Source organism: Hoeflea sp. (assembly GCF_984452065.1).
The window spans coordinates 1-13,194 of record NZ_CFHWAF010000047.1; the positions used below are offsets into that span (position 1 = coordinate 1).

14 protein-coding genes, 1 tRNA gene, 1 pseudogene and 1 riboswitch are annotated in these 13,194 nt (G+C 61.1%); of the genes and pseudogenes, 3 read left to right on the top strand and 13 right to left on the bottom strand.

All coding sequences use genetic code 11. From position 1 onward, the window contains the following. Positions 1 to 218, top strand: a 218-nt coding sequence (locus AC5E6N_RS10985) for a hypothetical protein (RefSeq protein ID WP_491747862.1), incomplete at its 5' end; no start/stop codon positions are given. Here the strand turns inward: AC5E6N_RS10985 and AC5E6N_RS10990 are convergent. From AC5E6N_RS10990 to AC5E6N_RS11010, 5 genes and pseudogenes are all read right to left on the bottom strand, one after another. After that, a pseudogene (locus AC5E6N_RS10990) lies at positions 215 to 925 on the bottom strand (transposase); the annotation flags it as partial. The gene AC5E6N_RS10985 and the pseudogene AC5E6N_RS10990 overlap by 4 nt on opposite strands. A 199-nt stretch (positions 926 to 1,124) precedes the next feature. Further along, positions 1,125 to 1,200, bottom strand: a tRNA-Lys gene (locus AC5E6N_RS10995). Positions 1,201 to 1,408: 208 nt separating this feature from the next. Next, on the bottom strand, positions 1,409 to 1,585 hold the full coding sequence (locus AC5E6N_RS11000; RefSeq protein ID WP_491747863.1) for a hypothetical protein: 177 nt from the start codon (positions 1,583 to 1,585) through the stop codon (positions 1,409 to 1,411). A 112-nt stretch (positions 1,586 to 1,697) separates the two neighbouring features. After that, positions 1,698 to 2,615: a PhzF family phenazine biosynthesis protein gene (locus AC5E6N_RS11005; protein ID WP_491747864.1), complete on the bottom strand. Its 918-nt coding sequence runs from the start codon at positions 2,613 to 2,615 to the stop codon at positions 1,698 to 1,700. Positions 2,616 to 2,749: 134 nt separating this feature from the next. Continuing rightward, complete coding sequence (locus tag AC5E6N_RS11010) at positions 2,750 to 3,859, bottom strand: endonuclease/exonuclease/phosphatase family protein (RefSeq protein ID WP_491747865.1); 1,110 nt, start codon at positions 3,857 to 3,859, stop codon at positions 2,750 to 2,752. A gap of 242 nt (positions 3,860 to 4,101) precedes the next feature. Between AC5E6N_RS11010 and AC5E6N_RS11015 the strand changes: the two genes are divergently transcribed. Further along, a complete protein-coding gene (locus AC5E6N_RS11015) occupies positions 4,102 to 4,545 on the top strand; it encodes a BA14K family protein (RefSeq protein ID WP_491747866.1) in 444 nt (147 codons plus the stop codon). 98 nt (positions 4,546 to 4,643) lie between these two features. On the opposite strand, the gene AC5E6N_RS11020 is transcribed toward AC5E6N_RS11015, so the two are convergent. From AC5E6N_RS11020 to AC5E6N_RS11050, 7 genes are all read right to left on the bottom strand, one after another. After that, entirely contained in the window at positions 4,644 to 5,420 is a 777-nt protein-coding gene (locus AC5E6N_RS11020) for an ABC transporter permease (RefSeq protein WP_491747867.1), read from the bottom strand. Next, positions 5,417 to 6,364, bottom strand: coding sequence for an ABC transporter permease (locus AC5E6N_RS11025; RefSeq protein ID WP_491747868.1), 948 nt, complete (start codon positions 6,362 to 6,364; stop codon positions 5,417 to 5,419). The genes AC5E6N_RS11020 and AC5E6N_RS11025 overlap by 4 nt, the downstream gene beginning before the upstream one ends. A 15-nt stretch (positions 6,365 to 6,379) precedes the next feature. Beyond that, complete coding sequence (locus AC5E6N_RS11030) at positions 6,380 to 7,918, bottom strand: ABC transporter substrate-binding protein (protein WP_491747869.1); 1,539 nt, start codon at positions 7,916 to 7,918, stop codon at positions 6,380 to 6,382. Then, the gene (locus AC5E6N_RS11035) at positions 7,918 to 8,370 is read right to left on the bottom strand and encodes a DUF1636 family protein (RefSeq protein WP_491747870.1); all 453 of its coding nucleotides are present in this window, start codon (positions 8,368 to 8,370) and stop codon (positions 7,918 to 7,920) included. Before AC5E6N_RS11035 ends, AC5E6N_RS11030 begins: the two co-directional genes overlap by 1 nt. Positions 8,371 to 8,498: 128 nt before the next feature. Continuing rightward, positions 8,499 to 8,726, bottom strand: a riboswitch (cobalamin riboswitch). A gap of 117 nt (positions 8,727 to 8,843) precedes the next feature. Beyond that, positions 8,844 to 9,470 (bottom strand): outer membrane protein, encoded by a 627-nt coding sequence (locus tag AC5E6N_RS11040; RefSeq protein WP_491747871.1) that lies wholly within the window; start codon positions 9,468 to 9,470, stop codon positions 8,844 to 8,846. Between the two features lie 249 nt (positions 9,471 to 9,719). Next, positions 9,720 to 10,739, bottom strand: a complete 1,020-nt coding sequence (ilvC, locus tag AC5E6N_RS11045; RefSeq protein WP_491747872.1) for a ketol-acid reductoisomerase — start codon at positions 10,737 to 10,739, stop codon at positions 9,720 to 9,722. Between the two features lie 31 nt (positions 10,740 to 10,770). After that, positions 10,771 to 11,454: a TetR/AcrR family transcriptional regulator gene (locus tag AC5E6N_RS11050; RefSeq protein ID WP_491747873.1), complete on the bottom strand. Its 684-nt coding sequence runs from the start codon at positions 11,452 to 11,454 to the stop codon at positions 10,771 to 10,773. A gap of 202 nt (positions 11,455 to 11,656) precedes the next feature. On the opposite strand from AC5E6N_RS11050, the gene AC5E6N_RS11055 reads away from it, so the two are divergent. Next, positions 11,657 to 12,328, top strand: a complete 672-nt coding sequence (locus tag AC5E6N_RS11055) for a glutathione S-transferase family protein (RefSeq protein WP_491747874.1) — start codon at positions 11,657 to 11,659, stop codon at positions 12,326 to 12,328. Positions 12,329 to 12,358: 30 nt separating this feature from the next. Here AC5E6N_RS11055 and AC5E6N_RS11060 read toward each other — a convergent pair whose 3' ends face one another. Then, on the bottom strand, positions 12,359 to 13,123 hold the full coding sequence (locus tag AC5E6N_RS11060) for a pyridoxine 5'-phosphate synthase (protein ID WP_491747875.1): 765 nt from the start codon (positions 13,121 to 13,123) through the stop codon (positions 12,359 to 12,361). Positions 13,124 to 13,194 lie beyond the last annotated feature (71 nt).

Genomic DNA, 13,194 nt, shown 5'->3' on the forward strand with positions numbered 1-13,194 from the left:
GCGCTGCGCGACGCGCCTTGCCGAGTGAACCGATTTACCGCCATCAAATGCTTCAATCTAATCACAACTCGCTTAACACCCGGGTTTTCGGTCTGATCTTCGTCCCGATTTTCGATTGCGCCGGGACACACCTGTCGCAATCATCACCTGGAAAACTGTTGATGATTACGACCGGCGGCATTTCAAGCTCTACTCGCAACTACTTGGTCCGCTGTTAACAAGCGGTTTTGAGCGCTGATTGGTGTGTGATTTGGTGCATGATGCGGATGATGATTTTCCGCAATAGAGTGCGCAGCCACTTGAGGATGAGGCGCAGGTTGTAGCCGACGGCGCTCATGACTGCGTTGATGGCATCGCCGAGGCGTCCCTTGAGAAAGTTACGGCCCAGATGGCCGTCTGTTTTGCAATGGCCGATGACGGCCTCGATGGCTGAGCGCCGTCTGAGTTCGCGTTTCACCTGGCCATGCACGCCGCGTTTTTGGCCCGACCTGTAGACCCGCGGCCGGTTTGGCGCGTTGTGGCCGCGGTAGCCCTTGTCGACATAGACGCGTTCGATCTCGCGGCCGGTGAGCGCCTGCGTTTGTGCAAGCGCGTCCTTGAGCGTATGGCCGTCATAGGGATTACCGGGCGGCGCCTTGGCATGCAGGATGAACTGGCCGCCCTTGCAGCGCTTGTTGGTGGTTGTAAGCGACACCTTGACGCCGAACTCGTAAGGCGCATGGGCCTTGCCCTTGCCGATGCACTCGGTCTCCGGCGCATGCCAGGAATAGAGCTTTCGGCCACGCTGGCGCTGTTTCTGGTGACGGATCTGCATGGCCTTTGACAGGGGCACGGCGAAGACCTGCGCCAGGGCAGCGTCGCCGTCAATCCTGCGGCCGATGTCGCGGATCAGCCGGCCGAGCCGGGTGCGCAGGAATTTCAGTCGAAAAGAAGCCGGACGCTAAGTGTTGGCCACAGCGTTGAAACCATGTTTAGCTTATTTTCCAAGTACCAGCCTCACTACGTGGACAACGCCGATGTAAGCTTGAAGCAAATCGACTGCTTCAAAGCCGCTTGCGTGATTGTTATGTGCTTACTGGAAGTTTTCCACAAAGCGTGTTCATTCCATATATCCTTGAAAAGATTGGTGGGTGAGCACGGGCTCGAACCGTGGACCCGCTGATTAAGAGTCAGCTGCTCTACCAACTGAGCTACACACCCAACCTATTGTTTTAAGTGACTTTATTGACTTATGCGTTTTTCTTAGTCACTTTTTAGTCTCTCCAATGCCCCAATCGGTGCAAGAAAGCTGGCAGGTAGCACAGACGAGACGGCTTTTCAACAACGGAGGCCATGGACGCATCAACGCACAGCCACCACAAACGCGGACAGGCGCTATTCTTGAAGCGACTGGCCAGCGCGCCGCCCCTCACCCCCACATCCTCCCGGCGATCTCCAGTTCCTCCGAACCGACCGCGTTGCCGTAGATGGCGGTGGTGGCAATGGAAGCATGGCCCATCCACTTGGATAGCATATTGAGCGGTATGCCCACGAAGGGCATGGACACCATACCCGTGACGCAGGCCCTTGGGACTGGCCTGGGCACCGTGTATGTCGGCTTTGTCCATGATCCGCTTGGTCCACCGAATGAACTTGGCAAAGGTCATCAGAGCGCAGCCTGTCCAGCGGATTTCAGACCGCGCCGCCTTCGGCAACAATCAGTCGATGAGCAGCGCGCCCTCGGCGACCCTGACGGCGTTGCCGCCGATGCGGCCCTGGACGATTCTGCCGCCGTCGACCTCGAGATGCAGGTGGATCCTGGAGGGCCGGCCCATCTCGACACCCTGCTCGATGAGCAGCGCGTGGTGGCCGTCCAGCAATTCGTCGAACTGGTGAATCGCGCCGGAAAAGGCCGCAACCGCCGAGCCGGTGGCCGGGTCCTCGGGAATGCCGGCATGCGGCGCGAACATGCGGCAGTGGAAATGTGCATCATGCGCCACCCCGCCCCGGCAATAGACGAATGCGTCGGCGAGCTGGCCGTCGGCGATCGGCGCGAGCTGTTCCCACTGGATGGCGTCGCAGCGCGCCTTGGCGGCAACCGACAGATCGTGCACGGGCACCATCAGGAAAGGCACGCCGGCATTCCAGAAGGAGATATGGTGGTTCTCGAAACCCAGTTCTTGCGGCTCGATCTGCAGGGCGGCGGCCACCGTCTCCTTGCCGATGTCGAACGCGATGCGGCCGGAAAGGCGCGGCAGGTCGAACTCGGCGAAACTCGGCTCGCCCCTCTGCAGCTTGGCGACGGTGCGCACCGGCCCGACGCCCTCTTCCATCACCGCCATCAGATCGATGTCCATGTCGCTGCCGGATTTCTTCTCCGCCAGCGCGACCGCGGCGCCGACGGTGGGATGGCCGGCAAACGGCAGCTCGCGGCCGGGCGTGAAGATGCGCAGGCGCGCGCCGTGCGCCGGATTTTCCGCCGGAAAAACGAACACCGTCTCGGAGAGATTGAATTCCCCGGCGATCCGCTGCATCGCCTCATCCGACAGCCCTTCCGCATCGAACACCACCGCCAGGGGATTTCCGGCAAGACGGTCGGCGGAAAAGACATCGTAAATGGCGTATTGGCGAGGCATATCGGCACTCCGGTCAACTTGGAACAAACGCTGCGGCGCCAACATGGCATAGCTGCTTCGGAACCGACAACGGAATTCTCGCCTGTTGAACGGTTCTGTTGACCGCGTCATGCCAAAAGCCGCGCACCGGCTGATCACAGCATGTCGAGCGTGATTGCCACCGGGCAGTGATCGGAGGCTTTCGGCCGGTCCCAGCCGGTTCTCGGATAGCGCTCGGGGGCCTGGCCGTCGGGGAAGATGGTACGGAACGGCTGCCCGGCGCGGATGATGTCGGGAATACGGCTGGCATTGCGCTCGGCGAGCGAAGGCGAAAGCATGATGTAGTCGAGCTGGCAAAGGTGCCGTTCGTCGGGACCGCGCGTGTGAAACAGGGTCCAGCGGTCAAGCGCGTCGCGCCGCTGCACGGCATTCTCGGCAAAGCCGTCCGACGTGAAAACATCCACGGCGCTCTCGGCTTCGCGGACCGGCTCGAACACATAGCCATTGATCCGGTCGCCGGAAATGATGACGCGCTCCTGGTAGTCGTTCATATCGCCGCAGATGACCCAGCGCTTGCCGGCCGTCTTTCCGGTGCCGAACCGCTCCTCGATGATGCGCCGCACCGCCCTTGCCTCGGCCCTGCGTACCGCCATGGTCGCCGTCCGGCCGTCCATGCCGTCGCGCGGCGAGCCCATCGATTTGAAATGCACGATGTAAACGGTCAGCGGCCGCCCGCCGACCGTCACATCGATTTCGAGACAGTCGCGCCGGAAGATGCGGTCCCGCGGCCGGTTGGTCTCGGCGATCGCATCGTCGAAGAGACCGAGATCGTCATAGGTCAGATGCGCATGGCTTTGCATGGCCTCGAAGACGATCGGCTGCCCGTCCCGCGTTTCCTCGCGCATCATGACCGCCACGTCGATGCCGCGGCCGTCATTGCCGTCGACCATATATTTGTTGCGGTACCCGCGGCCGATCATCTTGAAGAGATAGCCGTATTCGAAGGCTTTGAGGGCGTCGAGATTGTCGACCTCCTGAAGACACAGAATGTCGGCCCCGGTTTCGGCAATCGCCAGCGCGGTGAGCTGGCGGGTATCGTCCGTATGCGCGATGGCCCGCGCCTGTTCGAGCCGGCGGTATTCCGCCTCGTTTTTGATATCGAAAAGCTTGAGACTGCGATCCTGCCGCAACTCGTTGCGAAAGCCTGAAAAGTCGAACCGGCTCATCAGGTTCTCGACGTTGAATGTTGCGATCCTTAGGGACATTTTCCATATCATCCGTTCGCGGCATGGCTGCCGATCCTGTGTAGAGCTTTCGCCAAAGCTTGTCACGCAGGCTTGATCGCACTTGAGCAAACCAAAACAACGCGCTGAATTGAAACGTTTTTGACTGCGCTCTACAGCATAGCGTGATGACAATGTGATCGCTTTGCGCGCACGGCACGCTTGCCACAGAACTGAACATGACAAATAGTTAATGTCGTTGAACTCACATCCGGGAGGCATCCATGCCAGGACTGCTTAAAGGGCTTGTCATCGCTGTCATCGGCGCCGGACTGCTGGCGCTGACGACGCCCCATGCCGAGGCGGGAAAGAAATACCATTACGGCTCCAACAGCGGAAATTTCGGCGCCGGCCTGGTGACCGGTCTGATTATCGGCGGGATCGTCGCCAGCGGCCCGCGCCACGGCCGCTACCACTGCTACAACGCCTATTGCAACAGCCGTTACTACAAGAAGCGCTACTATTATCCGAAACCCTATTACGGACCGCGCTATTACGGCCGCACCTATGGGCGGACCCCCTATTACCGCCCGGCCCCGCGCTACCGCGCCTACGGTTCGCGTGCCCATGTGAACTATTGCTTCCGCAAATACCGGTCCTACCGGGTCTCGGACAACACGTTCCAGCCCTATCACGGCCCGCGCAGGCAGTGCCGCTCGCCATACTGAAAAAGGCGCTGAAGGCAATGCGGGCGCGGCCGCAATACCGCTCCCGCATGTCTGCCGATTAGTCCGGGTCTCCGATACAACTCGATCAAAACCCAGGATCAGCCGCGATCAAGGGTCCGGTTGAGCATGAAGGCGGCCATCGCCGTGGCAAGGACCGGCGCCAGAACCAGTCGAGGCTCGGAAAACAGGAACATGCGATACTCATGGACCATCGCGCCCCATTCGGGCCGCCCCGTGTCCGCCGAGAGCCCGAGGAACCCCAGGGAAGCCACCAGAATGACCGCGCGGCCGGCATCGGCGCCCGCCAGCGCACCGATCGTCGGCCACGCATTGGGCAGCATGTGCCGGCGCACGGCCCCCGTGACCGATGATCCGAGCGCCAGGGTGGCAAGCCAGTATTGTTCGCCCCTCAAGCGTTCAAGCAATGCCGATATGCTGAGCGCATAGGGTGCCCAGGTGCTCACAACCAGTGCTGCCGAGATCGCCATGAGGCCAGCGCCGAAAAGCGCCGCGAGGAGCAGAGCCATAATGAGGGTCGGCAGCGCGAGCGCCGTCTCGGCCAACCAGCGCATGAACCTGGAAAGCGCCGGCGGGCCGAATCCTATTGCCATACCTGCCGCCAGTCCGAGACCGATACTTGAGGCGATGACAATCGCGATGGCCGAAAGAGACGGCTGCGCCCCGGCAAGGATACGCGAGGCGACATCACGGCCCAGATGATCCGTTCCAAGCCAGTGTGTCAACGAGGGCGCGGAGAGGACATTGCTCAGATCCACGGCATGGGGATCATGCGGCTGCCAGGCCGCGCCCAGCAGCATCGCGCCGAGAAGCGACAGGGTAACCGGCAGGTAAATCTGGCGTCTTGCCTCCATCATTGCACCCTCAGCGGCAGGGCGCCATGCCGCGGGTCGAGCGTCCGCCGCAGCAGGGCGCAAAGATGCAGGCCAAGAATGATCCAAAGGGCGACAAGCGCGACATATGACTGCAAAACCGGATAGTCGCGCGATGACACGGCCTCCACAACCCGTTCGGACAATCCCGGAATCCCGAAAACGATCTCGGCAATGGCTGTTCCCCCCACGATCCACGCCAGATCGGGCGCAATGCCGGCCACGAGCACAATCGCGGCCTGGCGGCGGCCATGGCGCCACAGCGCGGTCTTGCGCGAAAGACCCTTTGCCAGGGCGGTCCGCATGAACGGCGCGGCGGCCGTTTCGGCAAACCCCGCACGCACCAGGCGCGACACGCTGCCGACGGAAAAAAACGCGACAAGCGCGATCGGCAGGATGAGCCGTTCAACGGCGCCGCCGGAGAAGGGAAGAAGCCATCGAAGCTCGGCGGCAAACAGCCAAAGGGCAACAAGCCCGACGGCAAAGGCCGGGAGCGCCTGACCGGCAACGGCCATGCTCCGGGAAAGCCCGTCGGCCAGACCTCCGGGGTGGAGCGCGGCACGAAAACCGAGCAGCGTGCCGCACAAAAGCGCGGCGATCATGCCACCGAAGCCGATCGCGGCCGACCATGCCAGGCGCGGGGCAAGTTCGTTCGAAACCTCACCGCCGGTCACAAAGGACACGCCCCAATTGAGGGTGATGAAACCCCGCAGCCAGATGAGAAACTGCTCGATCAGACTGTGTTCAAGCCCCCAGGCCCGGCGATAGGCAGCCAGCAACTCCTCACTGGCGTTGACGTTCATTCGATTGACGAAGATATCAACCGGATCGCCGGGAACGAGGCGGATCAGCATAAAGCTCACGGCAACCGCGGCCAGCCACGACACAAGGGCCATGACCACCATCCGCGCTGCCGCAAGCCAGGTCATCGGTAAGCTCCGCCCCTACTGATGCGACACCGAAAGATCCGGGCGTATCACATAGTAATCCGAACCCCAGGGCTGGTAGTCCGCCAGGCGCTCGGACAGGCCGACATGCCATTCGGGCGTGACGAGGAACGAAACGGGAGCACCGTCCGCAATCAGTTTCTGCGCCTGTCTCGCAAGATCGATCCGCTCGTCAGGGCTCGTGGCCGCGCGCAGCGCAGCGACGACATCGTCATAGGCCGCGTTGGACCAGCCTGTATAGTTGCGAGCGGCGCCGGTTTCGAAGAACAGGGAAAGAAACAGACCCGGATCGCCCGCCGGCGCGGTATGCTGCGCCCACAGGAACAGGTCGAACGCGCCGCTGGCAGCGACGTCACTCGGCGATTCTGTGACCTGTGTCGTCACAGCTATGCCCAACTCCGCCAAGGCTGCCCGGACAACGGGCTGGAAGGTGACAAGATCGGGACGCTGCGGATACGCCCACAAAACGAGCTCCAGCTTTTTTCCGTCCTTCGCGCGGACACCGTCATCGCCGACCATCCAGCCTGCTTCGTCAAGCAGACGGGCCGACGCCTCCGGGTCGTAGGCAAGCGATCCCTCGGCGGCGAAGGGGTAGGCGGCGGCGAAGGCGCCGGTCGCCGGCTTGCCCGCCCGCGCGGCGGCAACAAGATTGTCCCGGTTGACGGCAAGATCGATCGCCCGGCGGACCCGGACGTCGCTCAGTGCCGGCGTGCGCGTGTTCATCCACATCATGTACTGGTAGGCGACCGGGAAAGACGTCACGGACCGGTCTTCTCTGCCCTCGAACATCGAAACCGTTTCGACCGGCAGGTTGAAGGCAAGGTCCAGTTCGCCTGAGGCAAATGCAAGCGCCAGCGACTGGCCATCGGCGATCCGCCGGATTGTGACATCCGGCCGCTGCTCGTAACCTTCGTAGTGCGTATTCGGCACCATTTCGATGGCCGCGCCGGCCTCGAAGTTTTCCACGGCAAAGGGACCGGTGAAGATCGGCGCCCCGTCGGTCTCCAGATAGACCGGAAAGGCCCACTCGGCGAGAATGGACGGAAGGATTGCCGTCGGCTGCTCGGACGTCACCTTGAGCGTATCGGCATCCAGCGCCTCGAAGGTCAAGCGGCCCGCGGTCGCACGTGCCGATGCATTCGCCTCGCCGGTGCGGTTGAGCGCCTCCGCGACCAGCTTGGCGGTCACCGGCGTTCCATCGGAGAAAAACCGGCCGGGAGACAGTTCGACGGTCCATGAACCATCATCGTTCCTTGCCGCGGACGCGGCAAGGTTGGGGACGACCTCGCCATCGCGCGAAACGGTGAAAAGCTGTTCGGCAATGCCGTGGGTTACAAGCGCCCAGCCTGTCGACCCGTCCGCCGGATCCAGGCCCGTTGCGAGGAATGTCTGACCGACGGTCACGCTTTCAGCAGCCGCAGGAGCGATCGCCCCTGTCAGCGCGAGCGCAACCGCAAGGCCGGCAGCCGGCAAAGCACGGCGATCCGGATCGAGGGTTTTCAAAATCGGTTTCAACGGACCTGTCATAAGCGTCATCAATGTATTTCCTTGTTGCTGTCGGATGCTGGGAAAATGGTGAAATCGGGGTCGATCGGGTCGCCATCGAGATGCAGCGGCGGAACGCGGCCGAGAATGCCGGCGCGCAGGGCTTCAGGACGCTCGGCGCGTTCCACGAGCCCATCGGGCGCGGTGGCGTATTGTCCGGCAAGTTCGAGGATCGCCTCGGCATTGCCGTGCGGGTCGAGGTCGCCGAAAACGAGCGTGTATCTGGAAGGCCCGGACAGCGCGATCACACAGGCACGCTTGCACTGGCTCATGCAACGCACACCGCGAAGCGACATGCCGAGCCGCGCGGCGGCGCTGCCGGAAAATCGTGAATGGATTGCCTTGGCCAGGAGATAGCCGGGCCGCTGATTATCCGGGCCGGCGAACCCCGCTTGCCGGCAGCGGGTGCATACCGACAAAATCGCGCATTTCTTGTTTTGCAAAGACCATCATCCCCCGAGGACGCGGCGGGTGGCAACGGGAGAGATGAAGGCCGGCCCTGAAACGACCGGCAAATGTCAGCGAGATATTCGATGTCATCACTGCGACCTCCCCGGGGGCACCCCGCCCGAGTTTAAGTTGAGCGATGGCAGGTCTCCTGACTTACGGGTCTTTGCCAGTCAGCACCTTCCCGGGACGCAGGCCAAAGGCCATACCCAGTGGTTTTCGCTGACAAGCTCTCCGCTTACAGTTGCGGGGGCAGTCACGGATTTGGCACCTGATGGTTACACCGCACCGTGTTCCCTTTTCATCCGGCTAGCCGTAAGGCGTCGCCGGAACCATCTGGCCGGCAGTCTTATCGTGTTCAGGCTGGCTGTCAATATCGCTTGAGGCGCAGAATGAGGCTGATCCATCATTCACCCGGCCTTGCCGCTGCCGCAATGGCAGCGGCGGGTCCCCACCCGGGTATCGTCGATCAGAAATGATAGGCAATACCGGCACGGACATTGTGGATATCGGTCGTGATGCCGGCCGGCGCTCCCACATCCTGGAACGTGTCGTTGAAATTCATGTAGAGATATTCGGCGCGCGCGCTGATCTTTTCCGTCACCATATATTCAAGCCCGCCGCCGATCGTCCAACCGGTCTCAAGGCCCGGATTGCCGGGGCCCGCGAATGACGCCTCGAAATCCATCAGCGCCAGGCCGCCCGTGGCATAGACGTGGAAACGGTTCATGGCATAGCCGAGCCGACCGCGAATACTTCCGAAGCTCGACAATTCCCAGTTAAACCCGCTGAAACTGCCAAAGGCCGCATTGTAATCGCCCTCGACACCGACAACGATATTGTTGCTGAACAGGTGGTTGTAACCCGCATAGCCGCCGAGCGAGGCGCCCGAGCCATTGCCCCCGACGGTATCGACGGTCTCGTGGTGGTATCCCAGGAGAACACCCGCATAAAACCCGTCCCAATAGGTCGGAGCAGGCAAGGCCGCGGGCGCCGCCACCGGCGCCGGCTCCACCACGGCATCGGCCGCGCCGGCCATTCCGGCCGCCAGGGCCGCAGGCACTGCCATCGATAAAACACGCAAAATTCTGGTCATCGCAATGTATCCTCGTTGGTTGCGTTGACCCCATATGGATGTATTACCAGCCCGCCTTCAAATCACATTCAGAATAAAAGACCCAACACTTTGTGTTGATTACAATATTGCAACAGTTCTTTTCAAATAATAATGAACATGTTTATTTTATATAACTCAAGATATATTTCATTCATTAAAAAACAGGGCGCGAGGCGCCCTGCTCAACCTCGATTGCATCGTTTAACGGAACGATACCGGCGATCCGGATCAGTTGCGTTCCTTGTCGACAAGCGCGTTGGACTTGATCCATGGCATCATGCCGCGCAGCTTCTCGCCGACTTCCTCGATCTGGTGGGCATCGTTGTTGCGCCGAATACCCTTGAAGCGCGCCGCGCCGGCCCGGTATTCCTGCATCCACTCGGAGGTGAACTTGCCGGTCTGGATATCGTTCAGGACACGTTTCATTTCGGCCTTGGTTTCATCGGTAATGATGCGCGGGCCGGAGACATATTCGCCCCACTCCGCCGTGTTCGAGATCGAGTAGTTCATGTTGGCGATGCCGCCCTCATAGATCAGATCGACAATCAGCTTGACCTCGTGAAGGCACTCGAAATAGGCCATCTCCGGGGCGTATCCGGCCTCGACAAGCGTCTCGAAACCGGCACGGATCAGTTCGACCAGACCGCCGCACAACACCACCTGCTCGCCGAAAAGGTCGGTCTCGCATTCTTCCTTGAAGTTGGTCTCGATAATGCCGGAGCGTCCGCCACCGACGCCGCAGGCATAGGAAAGTCCGAGATCGTGGGCATTGCCCGACGCGTCCTGATGAACGGCGATGAGGCACGGCACGCCGCCGCCTTTCTGGTATTCGCCGCGCACCGTGTGACCCGGTCCCTTCGGGGCGACCATCAGCACGTCGACCGTGTCTTTCGGTTCGATCAGGCCGAAATGCACATTCAGCCCGTGAGCGAAGGCAATCGCGGCGCCATCGCGAATATTGCCGGCAATATGGTCGCGATAGATGTCGGCCTGCAATTCGTCGGGCGTGGCCATCATCATCAGGTCGGCCCAGGCGGCGGCATCCGCCACCGATTTGACCTCAAATCCGTCCGCCTCGGCCTTTTTTACCGTCGCCGATCCTTCACGCAGGGCGATAACGATGTTCGGAGCGCCTGAATCCTTCAGGTTCAGCGCATGCGCCCGCCCCTGGCTGCCGTAGCCGATAATGGCGACTTTCTTCGATTTGATCAGATTGAGATCGGCATCGCGATCATAATAAACACGCATGGGTCTTCCTTTCCTTCATGTCTTGAATTGGTCATGTGTCTGTCCGGACCGTCCCGGGCTTCGATCCGGTCGCTTCGGCGGTTCCGTAAAGTGAGAAAAACTGCTCGACGGCCTTTTTCGCCTGTCCCTCCAGCATCCCGTTCCCGGAAGCAGGCGGATCGCCCAGCAGGCGGCGGACATGCAAATCGCGGATAATAAGACCATACAATGTGCCGAATGCCTCCTCGCCGTCGTCATAGGCGATCAGGCCCTGGGTCCGCCCGGCTTCGAGCAAAGCCCCGGCACGCAGCCCGATCATCCGGCGCCCGCGCTCCAGCACCAGCCGACCCAGATGCGCATCCTCGCGGCTGGCCTGGCCGATCGCCAACCGGTTGAGCGCCAGGGACACGTCTCCCGAAAGCACGTTCAGCAAATCCAGAGCGAAACGCTCGAGCGACCCGCGAAAGGCCTCGACATTTTCCGGCAAGGTCGCCGCCTCGGGCAGCCGCACCTTGCCGGCCTGATATTCGATGATGGCGGCAAGCAGACCGTCCCGGTCGCCGAACCATTTGTAAAGGCTTTCCTTGGAACAGTTCGCGGCCCGGGCGATGCGCGCCGTCGTCAGTGCCCCGCCCCCGCCCTCGACAAGCAGATTGAGGGCCGCGTCCAGCACGGCGTTCTGGCGCGGCGTAAACGCGTCCATCCGTTGCGGTACGGGACTGATCTGCACTGCCATTTCCAATGATCCAATGCGTACCGTACGGTACGGTTCGATCTTTCTAGGCCAAGTCATGTCAGCGGTCAAGCCGCTTTTGTGTGCGTTGTTATGAAAGTCGGCTATTGACCATTGCCCAACCTCTCCCTTCACGGCAGGATGTTGCGCTGACGCAAATCGGAACGCGCCGCATCCGGGCTGAATGTCTTATCGGGAGGAGAATGTGACGAAATCCTACACCCTTTACAACCGGCTGGGTTCCGGCGGCTTTGCCATTGAAGCGGTCCTGGCCCTCGCCGATGTGCCCCACCAACTGGCTTTGCTCGATTCCGAGCCGTCCTCGGACCTTTCGGATGACTTTCGTCAAACAAATCCGTGGCGGCAGGTCCCGGTTCTCGTAACACCCGACGGCCGCACCATCACCGAAACGGCGGCCATCCTGTTTTTCCTTGCCGAAGAGCACGAAACCCTGCGGGCCGGACCGGACCTCTTTATCGACGACAACGCCGCCTTCTACCGGTGGACCGTCTTCATGGTCGTCAACGTTTACGAGGGCCTGTTGCGTGTGGTTTATCCGGACCGTTTCGCAGTGAGCAAAACCGAACCTGCGGATGAAGTGAGGAAAGCGGTTCGAAGGGCCGCTTTGGCCAGGGTTCACGAGGCCTTCGGGCTGATAGAAAACCTCCTGGAAAACCAGCAGGGCCTCTGCGGCGATCGGCTGTCCCCGGCGGATATCGTCTGCGCCATGCTCTATGCCTGGTACGGCCCAAATCCGCAGATGCCGAACTGCGACGCCCTGACGAAATCCGTCGCGCAACACCCGGTGATCGCGCCCATCTGGCGCAACAATTTCGGCCATCGCCTGAAATATGACTGGGTCGCCGCAGATGAGTAATAATGTGACGCAGGCCTGTCGATCCGGGTTTTAAACGTCGTGACCGCAGGCCCGCAAAAAACGCCGCACCGTCTCGCTCATGCCGTATTGCAGCGCGTCAGCGGTCAGGCCGTGGCCGATCGACACCTCAAGGAGCATCGGAATGTTCTTCTTCAATGCGGGCAGATTGGCCACCGTCAGATCGTGGCCGGCATTGATGCCGAGCCCGAGATCACCCGCAATCGCTGCACTTTGTGCAAGCTGTTCCAGCGCCAGCCTTTCCCCCTTGGGGTCATCAAAACTCGCGCCGTAAGGTCCGGTAAAGAACTCCACCCGGTCGGCTCCGGTTTCGGCAGCCGCGGCAAGCGACTCCGGATCCGCATCGCCGTCGGCGAACAGGGAAACCCGGATGCCCTGTTTCTTCAACCGCAGCACGACCGGCTTCAGAAGATCGAGATCGCGTCGGAAATCCCAACCGTGATCGGATGTCGCCTGTGAGGGATCGTCAGGCACAAGTGTCGCCTGATCGGGCTGATTGACTTCCACAAGCTGGAGGAAATCCTCGCTCGGATATCCCTCAATGTTGAATTCGGCCTGCGGAAAATCGTCATCGATCAGCGCCCTGATCCCTGGCAGGTCGGAAAACCTTATATGTCTCTGATCCGGCCGCGGGTGAACCGTCAGCCCGTGAGCGCCCGCTTCAAGCGCCTGAGCGCCAAGACCGGTCGGGCTCGGCCACGGCAGATCGCGCCTGTTGCGCAGCATCGCAATGGCGTTGAGATTGACGGACAGCCTGGTGGCGACGGTTTCGGTCATAATTCTTTGCTTTCAACGGGTTCGCCCGGTTTCGGCAATACCTAACCTGCAACCTCGCAATAATCACGAAC